The organism is Streptomyces sp. NPDC046349, assembly GCF_055587885.1.
Map to the genome: position 1 here is coordinate 20,797 of NZ_JBVJFK010000009.1, position 23,542 is coordinate 44,338.

Consider the following 23,542-nt stretch of genomic DNA (forward strand, 5'->3'; position numbering starts at 1 on the left):
TCCAGGCGCGGGAGAGGGATTCCCGGGTGAGCGTCCTGGCGGAGCCGGCGTCGTCGGCCGACGACGCAAGAGTGCCGAGCGTCCCCACGACGGCGACCGCGAAGAGCGAAGGCGGTAGCAGCCGCTGACTCCCTGGCCAACCCGGTCCTTCCCACACATCAAAGAGGTGTTCGCCTGCACCTTTGAAACGAAGATCGAAACCGATGGTCACGGGCCGTACCCGGACTCGGTCCGACGGTCTGCCCACGCCTGCCCCACCGCGAGCCCGGTCCAGTCCCGTCCGCCACGGGTGCGGCCCGGAGCGCCGCACCCCGCACCCCGGGCATCCGGTCTCTGCAGCACACCCCGGCGGACGTGCCGCGGGGAATCCTCTCCGCACCCATCATGAAAGGTCGGCTACATGTACGAAGAGCGGATCCACCACAAGCGGCGCCAGGACGCCGCCCGCCAGGCGGGCGCAGAGGCTGTCACCGGCCTTCGGGCGGCGCTCGCACTCGCCGACCTGACCCTTCCCTCCCTGAGCAGCGACGGGCCGCTGGCCGGCCACGGCTTCGTCCGGCTCGGAGGATGCAACGCGGCCCTCGCCAACCGGCTCGCCGAAGTCGTCACCGCAGGCGCCTTCGCTCTGCAGTGTCAACGGAAGGCCGGCACGGTGGAACAGCCGCCGGGAGGGCTGCAGCAGCCCACCGCCCACGGCGTCGACATCGACGGCTACCGGATCCTGCGCGCCGACGTCCCGGTCGCGCCGGACCACATCGCCGCGTTCCTCCTCGCCGTGCGCGACACCACCAGGCATCCGGCCCTCGTCGACCGCAGGCCTGCGCGGGCCCGCTGAGGCCCGTGGACTGTCTGGCCGTGTCCGGTCGGGAGATCGTGGACGGCCTGGACGGGCACGGATCCGGCGGGTGGGGCGCCAGGCCCTCGGCTTCAGGCTGTTCGAACCGTCGAGCGCCGGGCCGTGACCCGTCGGTGCGCGCCGCCGAGGCCTGGTATGCCCGGCCGCGTCGCGGGGTACGCGTGTGGCGTGGGAGGCGAACGTTTGACGTTCGACGGCTGGATCGCCGCCGTCGGCACGGACTCCGGCACGCGCGTGGTCGTGGGTCACTGGCCGCGGTCACCCTTCGGGCCGTTCAGTGATGTGATGCTGGAGCGCGCCGACGGATGGCGCACGCTGATCGCGCCCACCGCGCGGACGGCCGAGTACATCGCCGGCGTCTACCACTTCGACGAGGCCCGCACGGCCCCGGTGGGAGTGCGGATTCATGACGGCACGTGGGACGTCACCGCAGGACCCCTGGATCTCGGCTTCCGGGTCGGGCGTCAGGGAGTCCTCGGCCTGGCCCTGCGGGCCGTGCCCCGGCCGCTCGCCCGACGGCCGGTGTGGGCGGCCGTGACCGACGTGCCCGCCCGCCTGATGGCCGGCGTACGGACCCGGGGCAGCTCGCGCCCCGGATACCGCCAGTGGTACGCGGCAGGCGGCCTGTGGCCGATCACGAACGTCCGGGCCTTCTTCGAGGCGCACGACCTCGGCGCACTGGCTCCTGTCGTCCCGCCCGTACGCTTCGGCTTCGCCTCGGCTCCCGCCTCGCCCGCACTGGTCCGGGTGCTCTCCACCGTCGAACGCACTGCTCGCTGACCGGCCGGAGAGTCCGCAGGCAACGCCCCGCGGCGTCGCCCGGAGGGTGACGACCTCGGTGCGGCCCGGGTCCGGTCGGTCACGCAAGTACAAGGCCCCCGAGACGATCCGGGGGCGGCCCGCGCGCCGGAACCGCCCTGGCCCGTCGCCGACGATGCGTCGCAGGTGAGCCGGCCCCGACTCCCTGGGCAGTTCGCGGTGCCGTGAGGTGCGGAACACCGCCGAATGCAGGAACGTGCCGCCAGGGCCGGCAGCGGTCCTGGGCGGCCGGATCGCTCGCTTGCCGACCCCCCGTTCCGCTGGCATATGCGGCTGAATCAGGTCGATCGCTCCGCGCCCGTTGGGGAGCAGGTTCGCTCCCTTGTTGTCGCATGCTGATCCTTTCGCGCGGCCCGCGAGAACCGGCACTTCCGAAACCGTCCAGACGGGTGACTTCCGCACACTTCTTCCAAGAAGGGAGATGTCCGGATATCTGCTCTGAGGTGATCCTGCTGGGCTAGAACGGGTGCCCCCACGGCACCGATCGGCCCGCCCGGTCGGCGATTTCGAGAGGACCCCTTCGTGAGCCACTCGCAGGACGACAACCCGATCACCCACGTCACCGCAGCCCAGTTGAACCGGATCGCAGGGCAGGGCATCTACAGCTCGGCCACGTCCGTGGACCCGGACGCCGTCAACGTCGCCGAGGCCCTGGTCGCCACCCTGAACGGCACGGCGGAGACGCCGCTGCTCACCGCCGACCTCCAGAAGCTCACGGAACAGGTGCGGCAGAAGGCGACGATCGGCTTCCCCTGGATCACCACCGACGACGGGGTACGGCTGTCGGCGCACACGATCAAGCTCAACACCTCGGAGCCCCGCCCCGTGGTGGTCGTTCCGTCGGGCTGGACGCCCTTCGGCTGGATCCTGTTCGAGTACGCGTACCTCCAGCTGGCGCTCCGCGGCTACCACGTGCTCGCCTACACTCCCCGGGGCATGGGCCTCACGTCACCCCTGCCGGGCGGCGGCTTCGTCGACGCCCCCTGGACCTCCCAGGGCACGATCGACGTGGCGGGCCCCTTGGACTGGGCCGACGGCTCCACCGTCATCGACTACGCCCAGCAGCACCTCGACCCGAGCAGGATCGCCTTCCTCGGCGAGTCCTACGGGTCCGGCATCAGCCAGATGGTCGCGGCGAACGACCCGGCCGGCCGGGTGGACGCGGTCGTGGCCCTGAGCACGTGGGGCGACCTGGCCGACAGCCTCTACCAGAACGACACCCGGCACCTGGCGGCGGTCAAGGCGCTGATCGGCTTCACCGGCGGCCCGATCGAGCGGAAGTTCGACCCGGCCACCCGCCGCCTGCTGGAGGACTTCCTGGCCGGCCGGAACTCCGATCCCGTGCGGGCATGGCTCAAGGAGCGGTCGCCGTCGGCCTACCTCGACGAGACCAACGCCCGCGGCATCCCCACCTTCTTCTCCAACACCTGGCACGAAACGCTCTTCCCGGCCAACCAGACCGTCGCCCACTTCGACAGGCTCACCGTGCCCAAGCGGCTCAACCTCTGGATCGGCGACCACGCCGCACCCGAGGGCGCCGGCCTCACCATCCCCTTCAGCGGGCCGAACGTGCCCGTCGAGGAGGCGTTCGCCTGGCTCGACCACCACGTGCTCGGGGCGGACAACGGCGTCGGCGCATGGCCGCAGGTCAACAGCCAGATCATGTTCACGTACACGACCAAGATCGACCCGGAGACCGGGCAGAACGTGATCACCGAGCCCGCCGTCCGCGAACCCAGGCCGTCCTGGGCGGACGTCACCACCTCCACCGAATCCTGGTACCTCACCGCCTCCTCCACCGACCGCCGCGACGGCGGCCTCGGCACCTCGCCGGAAACGGGCTGGAAGCGGGAGTTCACCGCCGGACAGCTCACGGCCGCCACCGCGGTGGACGCCATCATCACGACGGGCCAGGCGGAGTGGAAGGGCAACCCGAAGTCCTACCCCACCGGCACCTTCGACCGCCGCCACCTCGCCGTGTGGACCAGCGGCCCGCTCCAGCAGGCCCGCCGCATCCGCGGCGTCCCCGAGCTCACCCTGACCGTCCGCAGCTCCGCCGCCGCCACGACCCTCGTGGCGTACCTGTTCGACGTCGCCCCCGACGACACCGCCCGCATCATCACGCACGAGCCCCTCACGCTGCCGGACCTGGCCCCCGGTGAGGACCGCAACGCCTCCTGGAAGCTCCAGGCCGCGGGCTACGACCTCGCCGCGAACCACCGGCTCATGCTGGTCGTGAACAGCATGGACCAGCTCTACTCCGACGCCGGCGAGGGCAGGAGCAGCACCACCACGATCACGTCTGCCGACGACAGCACCGCCCACCTGGTCCTGCCCCTCGGATAGTCCGCCCCGGCGGGGGCACGACGTCCGCGCCCTGCCCCCGCCCCTGCTTCCGCACCCCCGCCTGCCGACTTGGACGCCCCGGGCCGAAAGGGCTCGGGGCGGTGGAAGCGGGGCGCGAAGGGTGCCATAGCGTGCCCTCATGGATCAGGAGCACATAGCCGGCCCGGCCGGGGACGGCGAAGGCGCGGGCAGGCGGCGGTTCCTCGCGATCGCCACGGGCGCCGCGACGGCCGCGGGACTCGGGGCGGCGGCCGGCTGCGCGGGCGGCGACGGGAGCGGGAACCTCCGCGCCGGCGAGAAGGCAGGGCCCCCGGACCCGGACGGCAAGCCGTCGGCGACAGGGCCGCACGGCTTCGACGTGAAGGCCGAGAACGCCCGCCCGGGCAACGCCGACTGGGCCGTGGCGAAGGCCGGTCCCGCTCGGGCCGTCGAGGGCTTCGCCGACAAGGTCAGCGTGCTGCCCGGCGAGTCCTTCGGGCTGTACGTGTCGACGACCGCACCCCGGTTCACCGTCTCCGCCTACCGGATGGGATGGTACGGCGGCGCCCGCGCCCGGCTGGTGTGGCGTTCGGAGGCCCTGCCCGGGGTGCGGCAGCCCGAGCCCACGGTGGACTCCGACACCCGGATGGTCCGCACCCGGTGGGCCCGCACCGCCACCGTGGAGACGAAGGACTGGCCGGAGGGCAGCTACCTGCTGCGCCTCGACACACAGGGCGGCGAGGGCGGCCAGCGCTTCGTACCGGTCACCGTCCGGTCGGCGGCGACGGCCGGGCGTACGGTCGTGGTCAACGCCGTGGCCACCTGGCAGGCCTACAACCGCTGGGGCGGCTACGGCAGTTACGACGGCCCCAGCGGCGGCTACGCCTCGCGTTCCCTCGCCGTGTCCTTCGACCGGCCGTACGAGTACGACGACGGCGCGGGCCTGTTCCTGGTGTACGAGGCCCCGCTGATCGCGCTGGCGGAACGTCTCGGCATCCCCCTCGCCTACGCCACCACCACCGACGTGGCGCGGGAGAAGCGGCTCCTGGAGGGAGCCGCGGCGGTCATCTCGCTCGGGCACGACGAGTACTGGTCCCCGGAGCAGCGCGCCCACGTCACGGCCGCCCGCGACGCCGGCACCAACATCGCGATCCTGGGTGCGAACTGCTGCTTCCGGCGGATCCGCCTGGAGGCCTCCGAGCTGGGGCCGGACCGTACGCTGGTCTGCTACAAGTCCTCCTACGGCCAGGACCCGGGCTTCAAGCGGGGCCATCCGGCGACGGTGGACTTCCGCTCGGCTCCCGGCGCGGACCCGGAGAGCTCCCTGCTCGGTGTGATCTACGACGGCTATCCGGTGGACGCCCCCTACGTGGTGACCAACCCCGGGCACTGGTTGTTCGAGGGCACCGGCGCGAAAGCGGGCGACCGCTTCGAGCACCTGGTCGGCGTGGAGTACGACAAGGTCAACACCGCTTTCGCGACGCCCCGGCCGATCGAGATACTGGCCCACTCCCCCGTGGTCTGCGACGGCCGCCCCAGCCACCAGGACACTGCGTACCACACGGTGCCCAGCGGTGCGGGGGTCTTCGCGACGGGCACGATGCGGTGGGTGGAGGCCCTGGACGCGACGGGAGACGGCCGCAGCGGGCGCAACCACGGCCTGGACGCGCGGTCCGGGGCGCTGACGACACGCGTGACGGAGAACCTCCTGCGGGTGTTCGCGGCGGGTCCGGCCGGCCGGTCGCGTCCGGCGCGGGACAACGTCAAGGCGGTGTACGGGGGTTGATGACCCTGTGGCGGCACGAACGGCTCGGCTTCGGCCCGGCGCGATCCAGGGGCTCTCGCGTAGGATCGTGATCACGGCATCGCGTGTCGGTCACCGACCGGGTGAGGCATGGAGGTGCCCGTGATGTGCCTTCCGGAGGCATTCACCCATGTCCGTACAGCTGAACCACACAATCGTCCACTCCCGTGACAACCGGGAGTCCGCCGAGTTCCTGGCCTACGTCCTCGGTCTCGAAGTCGGGCCCGAGTGGGGGCCGTTCATCCCCGTCGACACCGCCAACGGAGTCACCTTGGACTTCGCTGCCGTCCCGGCCGGGGCCATCACGCCGCAGCACTACGCCTTCCTGGTCTCCGAGGAGGAGTTCGACGCGGCGTTCGAGAAGATCCGCTCGGGCGGGATTGCGTACTTCGCCGACCCGCACGGCAGGCTCCCGGGCGAGATCAACCACAACGACGGGGGCCGCGGCGTGTACTTCACGGACCCGACCGGGCACGGGATGGAGATCATCACGCGCCCGTACGGCTACCAGGAGCCCGCCGCCACGGGCAGGTAGACGACGTTGGGCGAGCCCGTGTCGGGGTGCACCCCGACACGGGCCCGCACGCCGTACACCTCGGCCAGCAGGTCCTCCGTGAGCACCTGGGCCGGCGTCCCCGAGGCCGCGACCCGGCCGCCCGCCAGGACGTACAGGCGGTCGCAGAAGGCGGCCGCGAGGTTCAGGTCGTGCAGAACGAGCAGACCGGTGGCGGGCAGGGCCCGGACCAGGCCGAGGACCTCCAGCTGGTAGCGGATGTCCAGGTGATTGGTAGGCTCGTCGAGGGCGAGCAGTCCCGGGTCCTGGACGAGGGCGCGGGCCACCAGGACGCGCTGCCGTTCGCCCCCGGACAGCTCGTCGAAACGGCGGGCGGCGAAGCCGGCCGCTCCCACGGTCTCCAGGGCGTCGGCGACGCGCCGTACGTCGTCCGGGCCGTCCTGTTCCCAGAAGCGCTTGTGCGGGCTGCGGCCCATGGCGACGACCTCGCGGACGGTCAGGCCGAGGGTGCCGCTCGCGTCCTGCGGCACCACCGCCACGCGGCGCGCCCGTTCCTTGACGGTGAGCGCGCCCGCGTCCGCGCCGTCGAGCAGCACTCTGCCGCCGGTCGCCCGCAGGGCTCCGTGGACGCAGCGCAGCAGGGTGGTCTTGCCGCTGCCGTTGGGGCCGACGACCCCCACCGTCTCGCCGGCCCGCGCGGTGAGGTCGATCCCGTGGAGCAGGGTGTGCCCGTCCGTTTCGTAGCGGACGGCCTCGAGGGCCAGTTGCACCGGCCGGGCCGGTCCGGTCGGGTCCGTCATCCGGTCACCCCTTCGGTACGGCTGGAGCGGCGCAGCATCCAGAGGAAGAACGGCCCGCCCACGAGCGCGGTGACGACACCCACCGGTATCTCCTCGGGGGCTGCGGCCGTACGGGCGATCAGGTCGGCCAGGATCAGGAACACCGCCCCGCCCAGCGCGGCGACGGGCAGCAGTGCCCGGTGTCCGGCGCCCACGACCATCCGGGCGGCGTGCGGGACCATCAGCCCGACGAAGCCGATGGCGCCGCTGCACGCGACGAGCACGCCGATGACGAGGGAGGTCAGGACGAACACGGCGGCGCGGAAGCGTCCGGTGTCCAGGCCCAGGGTGTGCGCGCCCTCCTCCCCGGTGAGGAGCAGGTCGAGCGGCCGGGCGAGGGCGAGGAGGAGCGCGCCGCCGACGAGGAGCGCGGTGGTGGGCAGGGCCAGTTCGTCCCAGCGCGCCCCGCCGAGCCCGCCGAGGGTCCAGAACAGCACGGAGCGGATCTGGTCGGGGTGCGCGGCGAGGACGAGGACGAGGCTGGTGAGAGCGGACAGGATGTACTGGACGGCCACGCCGGCCAGGATCAGCCGGCCGGTGGTCATGGTGCCGCCGCGCCGGGCCATCGCGTAGACGGCGACGAGCGCGGCCATGGAGCCCGCGAAGGCGGCCAGCGGCACACCCATGCCGAAACCGGCCGCGGTCGTGCCGAAGACGATCACGAGGACGGCTCCGGCGGAGGCCCCGGAGGAGGCGCCGAGGAGGAACGGGTCGGCGAGCTGGTTGCGTACGAGGGCCTGGAGCACGGTGCCCGCCACGGCGAGCCCCGCTCCGACGACGGCGCCGAGGAGGATCCGCGGCATCCGCACGTCCCACACGATGGAGGCGAAGGCCCCGGTGGGCCGGTTCCCCGACAGGCCGCCGATGACGATGTCGAGCACGCGGCCGGGGGCGATCCGTACGGGCCCCAGCGCCAGGCCCGCGATCGCCGAGACGGCGAGCGCGGCGGCGAGGACGGCGAGGACCGCGCCGGTGCGGAGCCTCACGCGGGGTTCGGGTGGAGCTGGCTCCCCAGCGATTCCACCGCGTCCGCCACGCGGACGCCGAGGACGGCCGAGGAGAGCGGCAGCACGACGAACCGCCGGTTCTTCACGGCGGGCACGTCCGCCAGTGCCGGGTCGTTCAGCAGGCGCTGCTTCTTGGCCTCGACGGTGGTACCGCCGTAGTCGTAGATGAGGACGACCTCGGGCTTGCGCTCGATGACCTTCTCCCAGGCGACGTCGCCGAAGGTGTCCTTGAGGTCGGCAAAGACGTTGGAGCCGCCTGCGAGGGAGATGATCTCGTTGCCCACGCCGTTGCCTCCGGAGGTGGAGGCGGTGCCCTCGCCGGAGTCGTAGGCGAAGACGGTCGGCCGGGGGAGGTCCTTGACGCGGGCGGTCACGGCGTCGATGCGGCGCTGCTCGTCCTCGATGAGCTTCGCACCGCGGTCGGGTACTCCGAAGGTCCGCGCGACCTCGGTGATCTCGGTTTTGAGCTGGTCGAGGCCGACGGGCCCCTCGGTGCAGTACTCCACGTTGAGGCGGGAGTCGATGCCGGACTCGGCGAGTCCCTCGCGGTCGCGGCCCTGCGTCCTGTCGAAGGCGCTGGCGTAACCGCCGTAGACGAAGTCCGGATCGGCGCCGAGCAGGATCTCCTTGGAGGGGTACTCCTCGGCCAGCACCTTGATCTTGTCGTAGGCGGGCTTGTAGGCGGGCAGTACGGCGTCGTCGAGGTAGGCGGTGCCGGCGATCCGGTCGCCCAGGCCGAGGGCGAGCATGAGCTCGGTGGCGTGCTGGTTCATGGTGACCGCCCGCCGGGGCGGGGCCTGATAGGTGTTGCTCACACCGCAGTTGGTGAGGGTGTACGGGAAGCCCGGCGCGGCGGCGTCCTCCGCAGCACGGTCCTGCCCGCCGCCGGGTGAGCCGGCGCAGGCGGTCAGGGATATCAGAAGCGTGACAGGGGTGAGCGCGCGCAGGGCGGCGCGGGAACGCGACATGGCGTGGCCTCTCCGGGGGATCCGCGTCCCCTGGTCGTCGTGAAGGAGCAGAGGCGGTGCGTCAGTGTCTGACTCCCGGTGTCCCGCGCGGGGAGGACCGGTCACAGTGGCGGGACCGCACCGGAATCGCACCGGTTTCCTGTCCTGCACCGCCTGGTCGTGCGCCCCCAGTCTGCCAGAACGCGCACGTGGACCGGGGTGCCGGGCCCTGAGAGTCCCGCGGTCACGCGGGCTCGCGCTGTGTCACGGGTACGTCAACAGACCTCACGCCGCCCACACACCGGACACGATGGCGTGATGCGCACACACCGCACCGCCGCTCTCGCCGCCACTGCCGCCGCACTTCTCGCCCTCACCGCATGCAATCCGCAGACCACCGACACCGGCAAGCCCCCCGCTGCGCCCAGCGCGCCCGCCGCGAACTCCGCCCCCGCTCCGGCCTCCAGTGCCCCGACCTCCGCGAAGACCGCCACCCTCCCGGACATGGTCGGCAAGGGACTCCAGAGCGCCCAGGACGAAGCGCAGGCCGCGGGGTTCGCCCTCCTCAAGTCCCACGACGCGCTGGGCCGCGACCGGCTCCAGGCTCTCGACCGGAACTGGAAGGTCTGTTCCCAGACTCCGGCTGCCGGCGCGGACGTCGACACGGGTACGACCGTGGACTTCGGGGCCGTGAAGCTGGAGGAGTCCTGCCCGGCCGCCGACGCACCGCCCCCGAAGCCTGCGGGCAGCACGATGCCGGACTTCGCCGGGCAGGGCATGAAGGCCGTCCGCGGGGCGCTGCCGTCCCACGCGAGCATCACCGTGAAGGACGCCGTCCAGAGCCGCATGGTGCTGCAGGAGTCGAACTGGAAGGTGTGCTCCCAGGATCCGAAGCCGGGGACGGCTCTGACGGGGCAGCCGGTGTCGTTCCAGGTCGTCAAGACGGAAGAGTCCTGCCCGTAGGCCTTTCCCGCGGTTCCGACCCTGGCGGGGTGCCGACCTCGCGAGACGACGGCCGCCCGGCCGGCCTTTAACGCGGCCGAGCCCCGTCGAACCATCGACGGGGCTCATACTTCGGCGAGGACGAGAGCCGCTCGGCTCCCTTCCCTCATGGCAGGGGCGGCAGGATTCGAACCTGCGGCCTACGGTTTTGGAGACCGTTGCTCTGACCAGCTGAGCTACACCCCTTCGGCGAGACCAACCATGGCACGGCCGGGCCCTGCGATCCAGTGAATTCCCGTCGCGTCGCCGGACGGGATCAGCGACAGAGCTCCATGATCATGTCGTCGAAGCCGGGGAACTCCTCGGCCGCCAGCTCGACCACGGCACCGGCCGTACGCCGCGCGCCCGGGGCGAACCGGTCGGCGACGGCCGTCAGGGCCTCGTCCGGGCGCGAGGTCCGGTCGGCCCCGTAGGGCGCGGCAGCCTCGTACGGGCCGCACCCGTCGGCCAGCAGCCACAGGAAGTCGTCCAGGTCGCGCGCGACGACGCCCGTCTCCCCCTCGGACCCGAGGAAGACCACAGGCTGTTCGGCGAGCGGCCGGCCCGGGCGGACCATCCAGAACGCCGCGTATCCGCCGGATCCGTCCTGGCCGAAGACACGGAAGGCGCCGCCGTCCACGTCGTTGTTCCCCGTCCACGCCCTGAACCAGTCGTCGGTGTCCTCGGCGGACAGGAAGGCTTCGAAGGGGTCGAAGTCGACCCCGTCTCCGTCCGCGTGGCCGAAGGGGACCGCCAGCGCGGCGGCGAGTGCGGCGGGGAACCGTCGATCGTCGTTGAGCGTCACCCGCACACACTAACGGGGCGACGCCCGCAGGTCAGGCCAGGGCCGGAAGGAAGCCGCCGCGGGAGGTGCCGGAGCGCAGGAGGTGCGGCCAGTCCAGCGTCTCGGGCAGCGCCTCGAGGGACAGGACGACCACTCCGCCCGCCCGTTCGGCGTCCGCGCACCAGTCGGCCATGTCGCCGGCCCGGGGGCTTCCGCCGGATCCGTCGAGCACCGGCGCGGCCATGGCGGGAACGACCAGCCCGGCATCGCCGGGGCCGTCCACGACGCACAGCGTGAGCCTGGGGACGATGCTCCACCCCTCGCACGGGGGCACCGCCCCGTCCTGCGCGGCAAGCACCGGCAGGGCGTCGTGCACGGGGGCGTCCGCCACCAGCAGTGCGGGGGTGGTCCCCCGGACGAACAGGGTCTTCTCAGGATCGAACAGCATGGGGCACCCTCGCGGATCGGCGCGGCCGAGTTCCGGCCGCCCCCTTGACCGCTCTGGTCCAGACCAATAGTTTCCGGCATGCACCGCCTCACGCGCTCACGCCCATCCCTCGCATCCGCAAAGGAAGCCCATGCGCCGCAGCATGCTCGGCAGACTGGCCGTAGCCGCATGTTCCCTCTCCCTGCTGACCGCCTTCGCCCCCGCCGCCGGTGCGGACGCCGCCGCCGCGGGCGGATCAGGTCGCGCGTACAAGAAGGTCGGCTACTTCACGCAATGGGGCGTCTACGGCCGGGACTTCCAGGTCCAGGACCTCGATGCGAACGGCTCCGCCGGCAAGCTCACCCACATCAACTACGCCTTCGGCAACGTCAATGCGGAGGGCAAGTGCTTCACCGGCAACGTCCCCGGCGAGGCCGACGCCTGGGCCGACTACGCCCGCCCGCTCGACGCCGCGAACTCCGTCGACGGGGTCGCCGACACGTGGGACCAGCCGCTCGCCGGCAACTTCAACCAGCTGCGCGAACTCAAGGCCAAGCACCCCGGTCTCAAGGTGCTCATCTCACTGGGCGGCTGGAGCTGGTCCACCCACTTCTCCGACGCCGCACTCACCCCGGCCTCCCGCAAGGCCTTCGTCGAGTCCTGCATCGACCTGTACATCAAGGGCAACCTCCCCCAGGACGGCACCCGCGGCGGCGCCGGAGCCGCCGCCGGCGTGTTCGACGGGATCGACCTCGACTGGGAGTGGCCCGGCTCCGCGGGCGACACCGACACGAAGTACCGTCCCGAGGACAAGCGCAACTTCACCGAGCTCGTCAAGGAGTTCCGCACCCAGCTCGACGCGTACGCACGGAGCCGGAAGAAGGCCGGGTACGAGCTGACCGCCTTCGTGCCGACCGCCCCGGCCAAGATCGACGCGGGCTTCGACGTCCGCCGCATCATGCGCGACCTGGACTTCGTCAACCTCCAGGGCTACGACTTCCACGTCTCCGGCGAACCGAGGACCGCGCAGCAGTCCGCCCTGTACGCGCGCGGCGACTTCAGCGTCCACGGCACCGTGGAGGCCTGGAAGCGGCGCGGCGCGCCCGCGCGCAAGCTCGTGATGGGCATGCCGTTCTACGGGCAGGGCTGGACCGGCGTCGGCGGGGGCGGGGACGGCCTGGGGCAGCCCGCCACCGGGCCGGCCCCGGCCACCTGGGCCGCCGGGTACGAGGACTACAAGGTGCTGAAGAAGCTGGCCGATTCGGGTGCGTACCAGGTCCACCGGGACCGGCGCGGCGGGCACGCCTGGCTCTTCGACGGCACCACCCTGTGGACGTACGACGATCCCCGGGTGTTGCGCGCCAAGACCGGCTACATCCGCGAACACGGCCTGGGCGGCGCGATGTTCTGGTCGCTCGACGCGGACACCGCCGCCGGCGAGCTGATGACGGCCGTCGACCGGGGCCTGCGCGGCCGCTGACCGGCGCCGCCGGGCCGTGGACTTGCGTCCGGCCCGGCGGCGTCCCTCCACGTACGCTCCCCCGCATGACACAGACGCATGCGACGGTACGGGCGGTCAACCACCTCACCACGCGCTGGGCCGCGCAGGCCGTGGACGGCACCCGGGGCACGGTCTTCACCGCGGCCGGGGTCTGGCCGCTGCTCGCCCTGCTCGCGGACGGCGCCGACGGGCCCGCCCGCGACGAACTGGCCCAGGCCCTGGGCATACCCGCCGAGGACGCGGCCGCGGCCGCGGGAGAGCTGCTGGCCGAGCTGGCCGGCGTACGGGGGCTCAGCACCGCGACCGGCCTGTGGACCGCGGCCGGCCTGCCGCTGGAGGATGGGTGGTCGGCGAAGCTTCCGCCCGGTACCCGCGGCACGCTGACCGGTGACCTGGAAGCGGACACGAAGGCCCTGGACGGGTGGGCGTCGGACCGGACGGGCGGCCTGATCGAACGCATGCCGGTCACCCTGCAGGACGACACCCGTCTCGTGCTCGCCTCCGCGCTCGCCCTGACGCTGAAGTGGGCGGAGCCGTTCCGGGAGTTTCCGGGCCGGCCGTCCGACGGCCCCTGGGCCGGGCGCGTCCTGCGGCAGCTGTCGCGTACCACGTCCTCGCTGGATCCGGTCCGGGTTGCCGAGGGCCCTGCGGGTCCGGTCACGGCCCTGGAGGTCACCGGCGACGACGACATGGACGTGGACGTGCACCTGGTGCTCGGCGGCCCTGCGGCGCCGGCCGCCGAGGTGCTGGCCGCCGGCATCGCGGCCATCTCCGGAACCCTCCCGTCCGTGGCGGGCGGCGCCCTCCCGGACGGAAGCCCGGGACCCGGGCTGGCGATCGCGACGGTGGAGGCGTTCAGTCCGCAGCCCCAGCTGTCCGTGTCCACGGTGGCCTTCTCGCTGTCCGCGGAGCACGACCTGCTGGAGGACGCGGCGCTGTTCGGGCTCCTGACCGCCACCGACGAGGCCTACGGGCACTTCCCCGGGATCAGCAGGGAGGGCCTGGCGATCGCCTCGGCACGGCAGTCGGCCATGGCCCGGTTCCACGCCACCGGGTTCGAGGCGGCGGCGGTCACCGCCATCGCCGCCCGGCCGGGCGGGGCCGCCCGGCCGGTGAACCACCGGGCCCGGCGCGCCGTGATCAGGTTCGACCGGCCTTTCGGGTTCCTGGCCGTCCACCGCGCCTCCGGGCTGGTCCTGGCAGCGGGCTGGGTCACCGATCCCGAACCGGCGGCGCAGCCTCGGCCGGGAGTGGCCGACCCGCTCGCTCCGCCGCCCTTCCCCGGTGCGCGGCCGCCAGCGCCGCCGTCTCGGTGAAGGCCGGGATCCGCCCGGTGCCGCCGCGGCCGGACACCGACAGGGAGGCGGCGGCGATGCCGTGGGCCACGGCGTCCTCGAGGGTGTCACCGAGGACGAGCCGGGCGGTCGCGGTGCCCGCGAAGCAGTCGCCCGCACCCGTCGCGTCGACCGGTGCGGGGTTCACGGGCACCGGGTGGTGGACCGCCCTCGTGCCGTCGTCCAGCAGGAGCCGGCCGGCGCCCGCGGTGACCGCGACCGTAGGGGCGCCGAGCGCGCGCAACCGGGCGGCGGCGGTACGGGGGTCGGCGGTGTCGACGAGGGCCTGCGCGTCGGCCGGGCAGGAGGTCTTGAGCAGTGCGGTCAGCGGGGCGATGCGGGCAAGCAGGGCCCGTGCCTCGGAACGGCCGGTGAGCCGGGGGCGGAAGTTGGGGTCGTACGTCAGTTGCCCGCCCGCCCGGTGGACGAGGCGGGCGGCGGCCAGGACGGCGGCCCGGCTGCTCGGTGACAGGGCGCCGGTGATCCCGCTGGTGACGAGCGCCCCGCAGCGGGTCAGCAGTGCGCCCCAGGATTCTATGTGCCGCGGGGCGAGGGTGGATCCGGCGCTGCGGGTGCGCCAGTAGACGAACTCGCGGTCGCCGCGGGGGTCGGCGGAGAGCAGGTAGGCGCCGTTGGGGCGCGGGGCGCGGCGGACGTGGGAGACGTCCACGCCGAGTTCGGCGGCCCGCCGCAGCAGCGGGACGCTGAGCTCGTCGTCGCCGACCACGGCGAGCAGCGCGGTCCGGGCTCCGGCGGCAGCGGAGGCGGCCGCGGCGTTGAGGGCGTCGCCGGAGTAGGAGAGGCGGGCCGCGGTGCCGTCGGCGGCTTCGCGCAGGGCGGTGCCCGCGTGGATCTCGACCAGGACCTCGCCGAGTACGAGGACGTCGTAGTCGGTGGGGGCGCGCCCGGTCACGGCCGGAGCTCCGGGGCCGCGGCGCGGTCGACGGCGGGGCCCCGGTCGCCGGGGGTGCCGCGGCCCGGCCGGACCGGTACGGCGACCGCTGCGAACACGGCGGCCAGTGCGTCCGGATCGGCCGGAAGGCCGCTGCCGATACCGACGGCGGTGGCTCCGGCGGCGATCCAGTCGGGAACCTCGTCGGGCCGGATGCCCCCGGTCGGTACGAGCACCGCGTCCGGCAGGACGGCCCGGAGGGAGCGCACGAATCCCGGGCCGCCCACGTGGGCCGGGAAGACCTTGGCCGCTCCGGCGGCCCGGACGGCGGAGGCGATCTCGGCCGGGGTGAACCCGCCCTCGATGAAGACGGCTTCGTGCCGCGCGGCGGCCTCGCGGACCTCCGGCGCCGGGTACGGGGAGACCAGGAAGGCGGCGCCCGCGTCCAGGGCGGCCCGGGCCTGCGCGGCGGTGGTCACCGTACCCACGCCGATCAGGGCGGGACGTCCGTGCGCGTCCGCGAGGTCGGCCGTACGGGCGACGGCCCCGGCCCAGCCGGGGGTGGATGTGGTCAGCTCCACGGCGCGGCAGCCGGCGGCGAGCAGGGCGGTGGTGGCGCGGACGGCCTCGTCGGCGCCCGCGTTGCGCAGCACCGGGAGGAGGCGCTGGGCGGCGAGCACCTCGTACGGGTGGCTGGACATGGGACCCTCCCCACTTGTTCCACGTAGTGGAACTGCGTACCGTCTGACGGAACGATGTGGTCCAGACCCTACACACTCAGGGAGTTGCCGTGCCGACACATGCCGAGGAAGCCGACAGGGGTGTGCGCGCGGGCCGGTCGTCGGCGGCCGGTTCGGCGGCGGAGAAGTCCCTGCGCGTCCTGGAGGCGGTGGCGGTGCCCGGCGGCCCGCACCGGCTGACCGATGTGGCGGCGGCGGCCGCCGTGCCGAAGTCGAGCACCTTCCGCATCCTGGCCTCCCTGGTCGACCAGGGGTTCGTGCGCCAGGAACCCGAGAGCCGCTACGGAGTGGGGCCGCGGCTGCGCGCGCTGTCCGCCCTGGTCGACGGCGGGGAGCCGGACGGGATCGGACGGGTCCTCGGCGAACTGCAGCGGGCCACCGGGCAGACGGTCCACCTCGCCCTGCACAGCGGGGAGACGATCACCTACATCCGCAAGCTGGAGGGCGACCAGCCCTTCCGGACGGCCTCCCGGGTCGGCATGCGCATGCCGCTGCACACGACGGCGATCGGCAAGGGCGTCCTGGCCCACCTGCCCGCCGGGGAGGTGGGCGAACTCGTCGCCGCCACCGGGCTGCCGCGCCGGACGCCGAACACCCTCACCAGCGCGCAGGCCCTGTACGCCCAGTTGGAGGCGGTCCGCTCCTGCGGCCACGCGCTCGACGACGAGGAGAACGAGCCCACCATCCGCTGCATCGGGGCGCCGGTGCTCGGCCCGTCGGGCCGACCGGTCGGCGGGGTCAGCGTCACCACCGTGACCTTCCTGGTCTCACGGGAGGAGATCGAGTCGTACGCACCCGCCCTGCACGCCGCCGCGGAGGCGCTGGCACCCCTGTTGTGACCCCGGTGGGTGCCCGGAAATGGCCTCGGGGAAAGTTCTTCCGATTAACTGTTATCGGGGCCCCCCTCGGCGGTCTCCCATGTATCGGGCATCATCGACCGCCGGTACGGACAGGGACATTCACATGACTACTCAGCACACCGCAGCGCTGGTGGCAGCGGCACGCGCGGGCGATCCCCGCGCCCAGGACGAGCTCGTCGGCGCCCACCTCCCGCTCGTCTACAACATCGTCGGGCGGGCTCTGGGCGGCTCCTGCGACGTGGACGACGTGGTGCAGGACACGATGCTGCGGGCTCTCGACGGGCTGGGCGGCCTGCGCGCGGACGAGTCCTTCCGGTCCTGGCTGGTGGCCATCGCGATGAACCGGGTGCGGGCACACTGGCAGGCCCGGCAGAGCGGCTTCGGCGAGAGCACCTTGGAGTCGGCCTGGGACGTGGCCGACCCGGGCGCGGACTTCGTCGACCTGACCGTCGTACGCCTCAACCTGGCGGGCCAGCGCCGGGAGACGGCACGGGCGACGCGCTGGCTGGAGCCCGAGGACCGGGGGCTGCTGTCGCTGTGGTGGCTGGAGTGCGCCGGGGAGCTGACCCGGGCGGAGGTGGCCTCGGCGCTGGAGCTGTCCCCCCAGCACACCGCGGTGCGGGTGCAGCGGATGAAGGCGCAGCTGGAGGCGGCTCGGGTGGTCGAGCGCGCCCTGGACGCCCAGCCGGGTTGCGAGGAGCTGCGGTCCGTGCTCGCGGGCTGGGACGGCCGGCCCTCGGCGCTGTGGCGCAAGCGAATAGCCCGTCACGCACGTGAGTGCGTGCGGTGCTCCGGACTGTGGAGCGGACTGGTGCCGGCGGAGGGACTGCTGGCCGGTCTGGCACTCGTCCCGGTCTCGGCGGCCCTGCTGGCGGGGATGCGCACGGCCGGACCGGCCGGGTTCGCCCCGGCGGCCTTCGCACAGGACGCGGCCACCGCGAACGGCACCGACGGCGGGTTCGCCACCGACGGCGGGTTCTCCGCCGACGGCGGGTTCGGTGAGGCGACCCAGCTCACTCCGGTGGCCGGTCCGGGCACAGGCGGCCGGGGCGCACTGCGCAAGCGTCGGCAGAGCCGACGCCGGGTGGTCGGCGGTGCGGTAGTGGCAGCCTGCGTCGCGGGCGGCGGTCTGGTGTACCTCGGCGGACTGCCCGGTTCGGCCGGTGCGAAAGACGACGGCGGCGCGTCCTCGGCGCCCCTGGCGGCGCTCTCGGCCACGGAGTCCGCCGGGACCCCGTCGGAGTCGGCCTCCCCCTCTCCCTCCGCTCCGGCGTCCGCGTCCCCCTCGGCCTCGGCGAGCCCGTCGGCGAGCCCGAGCCCCACGCAGCGCCGCAGCACCTCGCCCAGCCCGCGCGCCTCGGCGCCCAAGCCGGCGCCCGCGCCGCCGGGCATCGCCGGGCAGGTGGTGGCGCTCGTCAACACCGAGCGGGCGGCGGCCGGCTGCGGCCCCCTCAAGGAGGACCCGCAGCTGCGGGCGGCGGCGCAGGGGCACTCCGACGACATGGCCGCACGGGACTTCTTCGACCACACCAACCCGGACGGCAAGGACCCCGGGCAACGCACGACGGCGTCCGGCTACCGCTGGTCGACGTACGGCGAGAACATCGCGAGGGGCCAGCAGACGGCCCAGTCGGTCATGGACTCCTGGATGAAGAGCCCCGGCCACCGGGCGAACATCCTCAACTGCTCGTTCAAGGACATCGGCGTGGGCGTCCACCAGGGTGCGGGCGGCCCCTGGTGGACGCAGAACTTCGGCGCCAAGTAGGGAGCACCCGCGGCGGTTGTGACCCGGGCGGTACCGCCTGTGCCATTCCCGCGTTCCCCCGGTCATGGCCGTGCGTCACTCCTGCGGGTCGGCCGGGCGCCTGCCCCGGACCGTCCACGCGCGGGCGGCGAGGGCGACCGAGCCGTCGGGGCGGGTGGGGAGGGCCTCCGCGAGCCGGGTGCGCAGCCGCTCACGGGCTGCGGGGGCGAGGGTCGCGACGTAGCCGGGGGCCGGTCCCTGGCCGCAGAGGAAGGGCTCCCACAGGTCCTCGAACCCGCCGAAGACCGTGGGCACCTCGACGGGGGCGACCGCCACGTCGACCAGCCCGGCCCCGCTCCAGAGGGCGCGCAGCGGGCCGGGGCGGCACAGCGCGAAGCGGCGGCCCTCGTCCAGGGCCGCGGCTGCCGGGTCGAGGGAGGCCGCGGCGTCCCAGAAGCGGCGCAGAAAGGCCATGCCGTCGGCGTAGTCCCACACGTACGCCGCGACGAGCCCGCCGGGCCGGACCACCCGGACGGCCTCGGCGACCGCCCTCCCGGGCGGTTCGAGGAAGTTGAGGGCCAGCCCGCTGACGACCGCGTCGAACGCCGCGTCGCGGACCGGCAGCGCCGACGCGTCGGCCACGGCGAAGCGGGCGGGTGCGGGTGCCGAGGCCCGGGCGGCGCGCACGAATCCCGGGGACCGGTCCAGTCCCAGCACGGTGCGCGGCCGGCACCGCGACGCGACCACCGCGGTCAGCGCCCCGGTGCCGCAGCCGACGTCCAGCCACCGCGGGCCGGCCGGGCCACCGATCCGCGTCACGAACACCTCTGCGACCCGGCGGCTCCACCGGCCCATGTACCGCTCGTACGCGTCGCCTTGTGCCCAGACGTCGGACGGGCCGCCTCCTTGCATCCCGCGCGGCTAGTGGTGGAAGCCGGAGCGGGGTTCGGCCGCGGGCACCGGCGGGGGTGAGGACGTCAGGTGTTCCACGGCCCGGCGCAGGTCCTCGACGAGCAGGGCGATCTGGTCGCGGGTCACGCCGTGGCGGACCAGAACGCGCTGGATGACGGTGTCGTCGCGGTCGGCGGGCAGCGGGTACGAAGGCACCTGCCAGCCGCGCATGCGCAGTCGGTCGGAGAGGTCGTAGAGGGTGAACGGGGACGAGGCCGGGTCGGCGAGCGTGTAGGAGACCGCGGGCAGGGCGCCCCTGCCGTCGTAGAGAAGGGTGAAGGGGCCCATGTCGGCGATCTGCTGTGCCAGGTACTGGGCGGTGTCGGCGCAGGCCTGCTGGACGCGGGTGTAGCCGGCGCGGCCCAGACGCAGGAAGAGGTAGTACTGGGCGATGATCTCACCGCCGGGGCGGGAGAAGTTGAGGGCGAAGGTCGGCATGTCGCCGCCCAGGTAGTCCACCTTGAAGACGAGGTCGGCGGGCAGCAGGTCGGCGGAGCGCCAGATGATCCAGCCGACTCCGAGGGGCGCGAGGCCGTACTTGTGGCCGGAGGTGTTGACGGAGGCGACGCGCGGCAGCCGGAAGTCCCACACCACGTCGGGGTGGAGGAAGGGCGCGACGAAGCCGCCGCTGGCGCCGTCGACGTGGATGGGGATGTCCCAGCCGTGCTCGGCCTGGATGCGGTCGAGCTCGGCGGCGAGCTCGGCGACGGGCTCGTAGTCGCAGGTGTAGGTGACGCCGAGGATGGCGACGACGCCGATGGTGTTCTCGTCGACGTACTGGGCGAGCTGATGGGGCTGCAGGCCGGTGGCGCCGGGCTCCAGAGGGACTTGGCGCAGTTCGACGTCGAAGTAGCGGGCGAACTTGTCCCAGCAGATCTGGACCGGCCCGCAGACGAGGTTCGGCCGGTCCGTGGGGAGCCCTTCGGCGCGGCGGCGCTCGCGCCAGCGCCACTTGAGGGCGAGGCCGCCGAGCATGGCGGCCTCGCTGGAGCCGGTGGTGGAGCAGCCGGTCGCGGTGGTGCCGGCGGGGGCGTTCCACAGGTCGGCCAGGATGTTGACGCACCGGGACTCGATCTCTGCGGTCTGGGGGTACTCGTCCTTGTCGATCATGTTCTTGTCGAGGCAGACGTTCATCAGGCGGTGCACGCCCTCGTCCGACCATGTGGTGCAGAAAGTCGCGAGGTTCTGTGCGGCGTTGCCGTCGAGGAGGAGTTCGTTGCGGAGGAGCTCGTACACGACCTCGGTGGGCGAGTGGTCCTCCGGGATCCGGTATTTGGGGAGGATCTGGCCGCTCAACGTGGACGCGAACACGTCCGTATCGGCGTCCTGGCGGGATGCGTCCTTCGTCTCATGCAAGGCCATGACGGGACTATAGGTGACGAACTTCCTCATTCCCGGGCAGAACAGACATCGACGCGGTGTGGGGCCTGACCGTCGTCGCCGGAGGGGGCCGCCGGGGTCCGGCCGCCGCGGCCGGACCACAGGAGGGCTGCGGCCAGGAGGGCGGCACCTCCCAGCAGCCAGGGAAGCGGCCCCGGTGGGAGGAGCCCGGCGACCGAACCGGTCACGGCCGCCGACAACTGCAGGGCGAGGGACTGGACGGACAGGGCGGTGGCCCGCCCCGCCCCTCCGACGCGACGGTGCATCAGCTCGTTCTCGTTCGGGCCCGCCGCGCCGCGGCCCAGGTAGACCAGCCCGAAGCCGGTGGCCGCGAGGACCGCCGGCCCCACGCCGCCGGCCGCCGCCGTGGCGCCCAGCAGGAGCAGGCCGCCCGCGGCGGCGGCGAGTCCCGTCAGGACCGCTCGCTCTCCGCTGCCCGCGAGCCTGGCGGCGAGCGGTGCGAGGTGGCTGCCGACGGCGGAGCAGGCGAATCCGGCGCAGGCGAGCAGGGCGAAGAGCACCGCACCCGACTCCGGAGCACCCGTCAGGGCCGCGGTGCGGCCCGGGGTGAGCAGTTCGACCACGGCAAGCGCGCTGCCTGCCCCCGCCGCGCTGAGGAGGACCCGGCGGACCAGCGCGTCACGGCCGCCCAGGCGCAGCCCGCCCGCTACGGTGGCCGGTACGCCCCGAAGCGCGCCGCGCAGGGTGGCCGCAGGCCGGCGCGGCTCGGGCAGGGCCGTGAGGGCGTACAGGACGAAGGCCACCTCGACCGCCGCGCCCAGCAGGAGCGGTACGGACAGGGGCAGCACCAGCCCGGAGGTCGCCCCGCCGAGCCGGCCGCCGAGGTCCGGCCCGAGTCCGAGCAGCCAGGGCAGGGCGCCGCCCAGCAGGGTGCCGCCCGCGAGTGCGGCGGAGGTCGCGGAGGCGCCGCGGGCCAGGCCGGTGCGCAGTTCGGCGCCCGGACCGGAGCGGGCGTGGACGGCGTCGACGTACCAGGCCTCCGCCGGCCCGCTGGCCAGGGCGCGGCCCGCGCCCATCAGGGCCATGCCGAGTCCGAGCTGCCAGGGGGCGGTGCCCAGGGCCACCAGGACGAGTGCGGCCAGGTTCGAGAGCCCCGCGGCGGCCAGGACGGCGCGGCGCCCGAGGACGTCGGACAGGCCCCCGGTGGGCAGTTCCAGCGCCGCGGCGGTGAGGGAGTGCGCGGCGAAGCAGCCGGCGATGGCCGCCAGGGTCATCCCCCGCTCGGTGAGCAGCAGGATCAGCGGGGCGATGGTCAGCCCGATCGGCAGCCAGAACAGGACGCAGGCCGTGACGTAGCGCCGGCGTGCGGCGGACGGCTCCGGTATCCCGCTCACCAGGCGCCCTCCGCGTCCGCGGCGGCGTCCGGTCCGGCCGTTGCCGGGCGGGGGGCCATGGGCAGGCCGGCGGTGAGCAGGACGACCTGCATCGCGCGCGGGTCGCCCGCGTCACGCGCGGTCAGCTCTTCCAACTTGCGGCCGAAGGCCTCCCGCAGTTCGGCGAGGGATTCGGGGGTCAGCCTGGGCATCAGATCGCTGATCCCGGAGGGCTCCACCCATTCCCGGCCCAGCCGGCCGTCGGCGATGTCGGCCTCGTACCGGGCGAGGCACTCCTCCAGGCGCCGGATCTGCACTCGGCGGGAGAGATTGACGTAGGCGCGGCTGCCCGGCGTGGCCTCCATGGCCCTGTTGCTCCAGGAGGTCAGGGCGTGCACCGCCTGCCAGCGTCGTTCCCGGCCGTCGCGGTGCTCGGCCTCGGCGACGAACGCGTACTTCGCCAGGACGCGCAGGTGGTAACTGGTGGAAGCGGACGACTCCCCCGTGCGGACCGCCAGTTCGCTGGCGGTGGCCGGTCCGTCCTGCCGGAGCATTCCGAGCAGCCGGATGCGCAGGGGGTGCGTGAGGGCCTTGAGCGCCGCCGCGTCCTGTTCGGGATCGAGTACGCGCTTTTGATCTTCGCTGGGCATGAGGGGGAGGGTAGAGCGGCACCGCACCCTTTCCAAAAGTATTTCTGCAGAATGTTTTTTGCAGAGTCCGCTCGGTGCCGGGGCTCGGCGGGCCGTCAGCCGTCGGCGCGGAGGTACGCCTCCAGTCCGGCGGCGCCGGTCAGCAGGGACCGGCCGCGGGACGACAGGCGGTCGTTCCAGGTACGCAGAGCCGACTCCAGGGGTTCCAGGCCGCCGGCCGAGCGGACCTGGGCGAGCAGGGGGGCGATCTGCTCCAGCAGGTAGCCGCCGCGCCTGAGTTGGCGGGTCAGGCGGGCGTCCCGTACGGCTGCTCCGTCGTAGACGCGGTATCCGGTCAGCCGATCGCGGCGCGGCTGGACGAGGCCGGCCCGCTCCCATGCCCGCAGGGTCGCGGGGCGGATCCCGAGCTGCTCGGCGAGCGGTCCGATGAACGTGTCACCGGACGGCGGCGCCTGCGCGGCGGGTGCCAGGTCGCGGAGGGCGTCCTTGACGGCCCGCAGGGTCCGCCGGTCGTCGAGCAGTTGGGCATGGCTCTCGTCGATGAGGCGGAACGCCTCGTCGAGCTCGCCCTCGTTCACCGCCCGCATGATCGACGTCGCCGCCCGGTGGCCGTGACCGGGCACGAGGGCGAGGAAGGCGTCCAGGGCGTGCGCGTGCAGCGGGGTGTAGGTGCGGTAGCCGTGGGGTGTGCGGTCGGCGGCCGGAAGGATGCCGGCCTCCTCGTAGTTCCTGATCGCCTGCGTCGACAGACCGCGGCCGCGCGCCAGGTCGACCGGCCTCAGCTTCTCACCGCTTTTAAGGTTTCGCCCCATCTGCCCCACGATATAGCGTCAAAGTTTCAACCGGAGCTTCA

22 protein-coding genes, 1 tRNA gene and 1 riboswitch are annotated in these 23,542 nt (G+C 73.5%); of the genes, 10 read left to right on the top strand and 13 right to left on the bottom strand.

Features of this window, described 5'->3' with window-relative positions; genetic code table 11:
- Positions 1-400: 400 nt before the first annotated feature.
- From ACZ6JS_RS21490 to ACZ6JS_RS21510, 5 genes are all read left to right on the top strand, one after another.
- A complete protein-coding gene (locus ACZ6JS_RS21490) occupies positions 401-835 on the top strand; it encodes a hypothetical protein (protein ID WP_469299978.1) in 435 nt (144 codons plus the stop codon).
- Positions 836-991: 156 nt separating this feature from the next.
- The gene (locus ACZ6JS_RS21495) at positions 992-1,636 is read left to right on the top strand and encodes a hypothetical protein (protein ID WP_469299979.1); all 645 of its coding nucleotides are present in this window, start codon (positions 992-994) and stop codon (positions 1,634-1,636) included.
- A 561-nt stretch (positions 1,637-2,197) separates the two neighbouring features.
- The gene (locus ACZ6JS_RS21500) at positions 2,198-4,021 is read left to right on the top strand and encodes a CocE/NonD family hydrolase (RefSeq protein WP_469299981.1); all 1,824 of its coding nucleotides are present in this window, start codon (positions 2,198-2,200) and stop codon (positions 4,019-4,021) included.
- A 139-nt stretch (positions 4,022-4,160) separates the two neighbouring features.
- The gene (locus ACZ6JS_RS21505) at positions 4,161-5,786 is read left to right on the top strand and encodes a N,N-dimethylformamidase beta subunit family domain-containing protein (protein ID WP_469299982.1); all 1,626 of its coding nucleotides are present in this window, start codon (positions 4,161-4,163) and stop codon (positions 5,784-5,786) included.
- Positions 5,787-5,934: 148 nt separating this feature from the next.
- Positions 5,935-6,339, top strand: coding sequence for a VOC family protein (locus ACZ6JS_RS21510; protein WP_469299984.1), 405 nt, complete (start codon positions 5,935-5,937; stop codon positions 6,337-6,339).
- On the opposite strand, the gene ACZ6JS_RS21515 is transcribed toward ACZ6JS_RS21510, so the two are convergent.
- The 3 genes from ACZ6JS_RS21515 to ACZ6JS_RS21525 are packed head-to-tail and all read right to left on the bottom strand — an operon-like array spanning position 6,309 to position 9,132.
- Positions 6,309-7,118 (bottom strand): ABC transporter ATP-binding protein, encoded by an 810-nt coding sequence (locus tag ACZ6JS_RS21515; protein WP_469299986.1) that lies wholly within the window; start codon positions 7,116-7,118, stop codon positions 6,309-6,311. The genes ACZ6JS_RS21510 and ACZ6JS_RS21515 overlap by 31 nt on opposite strands.
- On the bottom strand, positions 7,115-8,143 hold the full coding sequence (locus ACZ6JS_RS21520) for a FecCD family ABC transporter permease (protein ID WP_469299988.1): 1,029 nt from the start codon (positions 8,141-8,143) through the stop codon (positions 7,115-7,117). The genes ACZ6JS_RS21515 and ACZ6JS_RS21520 overlap by 4 nt, the downstream gene beginning before the upstream one ends.
- The gene (locus tag ACZ6JS_RS21525; protein ID WP_469299989.1) at positions 8,140-9,132 is read right to left on the bottom strand and encodes an ABC transporter substrate-binding protein; all 993 of its coding nucleotides are present in this window, start codon (positions 9,130-9,132) and stop codon (positions 8,140-8,142) included. Before ACZ6JS_RS21525 ends, ACZ6JS_RS21520 begins: the two co-directional genes overlap by 4 nt.
- A gap of 42 nt (positions 9,133-9,174) precedes the next feature.
- A riboswitch (cobalamin riboswitch) is annotated at positions 9,175-9,314 on the bottom strand.
- Positions 9,315-9,429: 115 nt separating this feature from the next.
- Here ACZ6JS_RS21525 and ACZ6JS_RS21530 point away from each other — a divergent pair.
- Positions 9,430-10,074 carry a PASTA domain-containing protein gene (locus tag ACZ6JS_RS21530; protein ID WP_469299991.1) on the top strand — a complete coding sequence of 215 codons (645 nt, stop codon included), beginning with the start codon at positions 9,430-9,432 and terminating at the stop codon, positions 10,072-10,074.
- Between the two features lie 148 nt (positions 10,075-10,222).
- On the opposite strand, the gene ACZ6JS_RS21535 is transcribed toward ACZ6JS_RS21530, so the two are convergent.
- The 3 genes from ACZ6JS_RS21535 to ACZ6JS_RS21545 form a co-directional block, all read right to left on the bottom strand.
- Positions 10,223-10,299: transfer RNA gene (locus ACZ6JS_RS21535), tRNA-Trp, on the bottom strand.
- Positions 10,300-10,369: 70 nt separating this feature from the next.
- The gene (locus ACZ6JS_RS21540) at positions 10,370-10,897 is read right to left on the bottom strand and encodes an SMI1/KNR4 family protein (RefSeq protein WP_469299993.1); all 528 of its coding nucleotides are present in this window, start codon (positions 10,895-10,897) and stop codon (positions 10,370-10,372) included.
- 31 nt (positions 10,898-10,928) lie between these two features.
- Positions 10,929-11,324, bottom strand: coding sequence for a hypothetical protein (locus tag ACZ6JS_RS21545; RefSeq protein WP_469299995.1), 396 nt, complete (start codon positions 11,322-11,324; stop codon positions 10,929-10,931).
- Positions 11,325-11,454: 130 nt separating this feature from the next.
- Here ACZ6JS_RS21545 and ACZ6JS_RS21550 point away from each other — a divergent pair, with 130 nt between their 5' ends.
- Both ACZ6JS_RS21550 and ACZ6JS_RS21555 read left to right on the top strand, forming a co-directional pair.
- Entirely contained in the window at positions 11,455-12,783 is a 1,329-nt protein-coding gene (locus ACZ6JS_RS21550; RefSeq protein ID WP_469299996.1) for a glycoside hydrolase family 18 protein, read from the top strand.
- Between the two features lie 65 nt (positions 12,784-12,848).
- Positions 12,849-14,120 (top strand): serpin family protein, encoded by a 1,272-nt coding sequence (locus ACZ6JS_RS21555; RefSeq protein WP_469299998.1) that lies wholly within the window; start codon positions 12,849-12,851, stop codon positions 14,118-14,120.
- On the opposite strand, the gene ACZ6JS_RS21560 is transcribed toward ACZ6JS_RS21555, so the two are convergent.
- Both ACZ6JS_RS21560 and ACZ6JS_RS21565 read right to left on the bottom strand, forming a co-directional pair.
- Positions 14,017-15,051 (bottom strand): PfkB family carbohydrate kinase, encoded by a 1,035-nt coding sequence (locus ACZ6JS_RS21560; protein WP_469300000.1) that lies wholly within the window; start codon positions 15,049-15,051, stop codon positions 14,017-14,019. The genes ACZ6JS_RS21555 and ACZ6JS_RS21560 overlap by 104 nt on opposite strands.
- Positions 15,048-15,731 carry a bifunctional 4-hydroxy-2-oxoglutarate aldolase/2-dehydro-3-deoxy-phosphogluconate aldolase gene (locus ACZ6JS_RS21565; protein ID WP_469300002.1) on the bottom strand — a complete coding sequence of 228 codons (684 nt, stop codon included), beginning with the start codon at positions 15,729-15,731 and terminating at the stop codon, positions 15,048-15,050. The genes ACZ6JS_RS21560 and ACZ6JS_RS21565 overlap by 4 nt, the downstream gene beginning before the upstream one ends.
- A gap of 89 nt (positions 15,732-15,820) precedes the next feature.
- On the opposite strand from ACZ6JS_RS21565, the gene ACZ6JS_RS21570 reads away from it, so the two are divergent.
- Together ACZ6JS_RS21570 and ACZ6JS_RS21575 are read left to right on the top strand one after the other, a co-directional pair.
- Positions 15,821-16,609: an IclR family transcriptional regulator gene (locus ACZ6JS_RS21570; protein ID WP_469300004.1), complete on the top strand. Its 789-nt coding sequence runs from the start codon at positions 15,821-15,823 to the stop codon at positions 16,607-16,609.
- Positions 16,610-16,733: 124 nt separating this feature from the next.
- Complete coding sequence (locus tag ACZ6JS_RS21575; RefSeq protein WP_469300006.1) at positions 16,734-18,395, top strand: sigma-70 family RNA polymerase sigma factor; 1,662 nt, start codon at positions 16,734-16,736, stop codon at positions 18,393-18,395.
- Between the two features lie 75 nt (positions 18,396-18,470).
- On the opposite strand, the gene ACZ6JS_RS21580 is transcribed toward ACZ6JS_RS21575, so the two are convergent.
- From ACZ6JS_RS21580 to ACZ6JS_RS21600, 5 genes are all read right to left on the bottom strand, one after another.
- Complete coding sequence (locus ACZ6JS_RS21580) at positions 18,471-19,286, bottom strand: class I SAM-dependent methyltransferase (RefSeq protein WP_469300007.1); 816 nt, start codon at positions 19,284-19,286, stop codon at positions 18,471-18,473.
- Between the two features lie 9 nt (positions 19,287-19,295).
- Positions 19,296-20,687, bottom strand: coding sequence for a glutamate decarboxylase (locus tag ACZ6JS_RS21585; protein ID WP_469300008.1), 1,392 nt, complete (start codon positions 20,685-20,687; stop codon positions 19,296-19,298).
- Between the two features lie 26 nt (positions 20,688-20,713).
- Entirely contained in the window at positions 20,714-22,060 is a 1,347-nt protein-coding gene (locus ACZ6JS_RS21590; RefSeq protein WP_469300010.1) for an MFS transporter, read from the bottom strand.
- On the bottom strand, positions 22,057-22,689 hold the full coding sequence (locus tag ACZ6JS_RS21595) for an ArsR/SmtB family transcription factor (protein WP_469300012.1): 633 nt from the start codon (positions 22,687-22,689) through the stop codon (positions 22,057-22,059). The genes ACZ6JS_RS21590 and ACZ6JS_RS21595 overlap by 4 nt, the downstream gene beginning before the upstream one ends.
- A gap of 95 nt (positions 22,690-22,784) precedes the next feature.
- A complete protein-coding gene (locus ACZ6JS_RS21600; protein WP_469300014.1) occupies positions 22,785-23,501 on the bottom strand; it encodes a TioE family transcriptional regulator in 717 nt (238 codons plus the stop codon).
- Positions 23,502-23,542 lie beyond the last annotated feature (41 nt).

Coding starts and splice junctions, on each gene's coding strand:
- ACZ6JS_RS21550 (WP_469299996.1), top strand. CDS start 11,455: ATGCGCCGCAGCATGCTCGGCAGACTGGCCGTAGCCGCATGTTCCCTC.
- ACZ6JS_RS21510 (WP_469299984.1), top strand. CDS start 5,935: ATGTCCGTACAGCTGAACCACACAATCGTCCACTCCCGTGACAACCGG.
- ACZ6JS_RS21585 (WP_469300008.1), bottom strand. CDS start 20,687: ATGGCCTTGCATGAGACGAAGGACGCATCCCGCCAGGACGCCGATACG.
- ACZ6JS_RS21565 (WP_469300002.1), bottom strand. CDS start 15,731: ATGTCCAGCCACCCGTACGAGGTGCTCGCCGCCCAGCGCCTCCTCCCG.
- ACZ6JS_RS21595 (WP_469300012.1), bottom strand. CDS start 22,689: ATGCCCAGCGAAGATCAAAAGCGCGTACTCGATCCCGAACAGGACGCG.
- ACZ6JS_RS21600 (WP_469300014.1), bottom strand. CDS start 23,501: ATGGGGCGAAACCTTAAAAGCGGTGAGAAGCTGAGGCCGGTCGACCTG.
- ACZ6JS_RS21495 (WP_469299979.1), top strand. CDS start 992: ATGCCCGGCCGCGTCGCGGGGTACGCGTGTGGCGTGGGAGGCGAACGT.
- ACZ6JS_RS21580 (WP_469300007.1), bottom strand. CDS start 19,286: ATGCAAGGAGGCGGCCCGTCCGACGTCTGGGCACAAGGCGACGCGTAC.
- ACZ6JS_RS21575 (WP_469300006.1), top strand. CDS start 16,734: ATGACTACTCAGCACACCGCAGCGCTGGTGGCAGCGGCACGCGCGGGC.
- ACZ6JS_RS21545 (WP_469299995.1), bottom strand. CDS start 11,324: ATGCTGTTCGATCCTGAGAAGACCCTGTTCGTCCGGGGGACCACCCCC.
- ACZ6JS_RS21525 (WP_469299989.1), bottom strand. CDS start 9,132: ATGTCGCGTTCCCGCGCCGCCCTGCGCGCGCTCACCCCTGTCACGCTT.
- ACZ6JS_RS21490 (WP_469299978.1), top strand. CDS start 401: ATGTACGAAGAGCGGATCCACCACAAGCGGCGCCAGGACGCCGCCCGC.
- ACZ6JS_RS21515 (WP_469299986.1), bottom strand. CDS start 7,118: ATGACGGACCCGACCGGACCGGCCCGGCCGGTGCAACTGGCCCTCGAG.
- ACZ6JS_RS21505 (WP_469299982.1), top strand. CDS start 4,161: ATGGATCAGGAGCACATAGCCGGCCCGGCCGGGGACGGCGAAGGCGCG.
- ACZ6JS_RS21555 (WP_469299998.1), top strand. CDS start 12,849: ATGACACAGACGCATGCGACGGTACGGGCGGTCAACCACCTCACCACG.
- ACZ6JS_RS21530 (WP_469299991.1), top strand. CDS start 9,430: ATGCGCACACACCGCACCGCCGCTCTCGCCGCCACTGCCGCCGCACTT.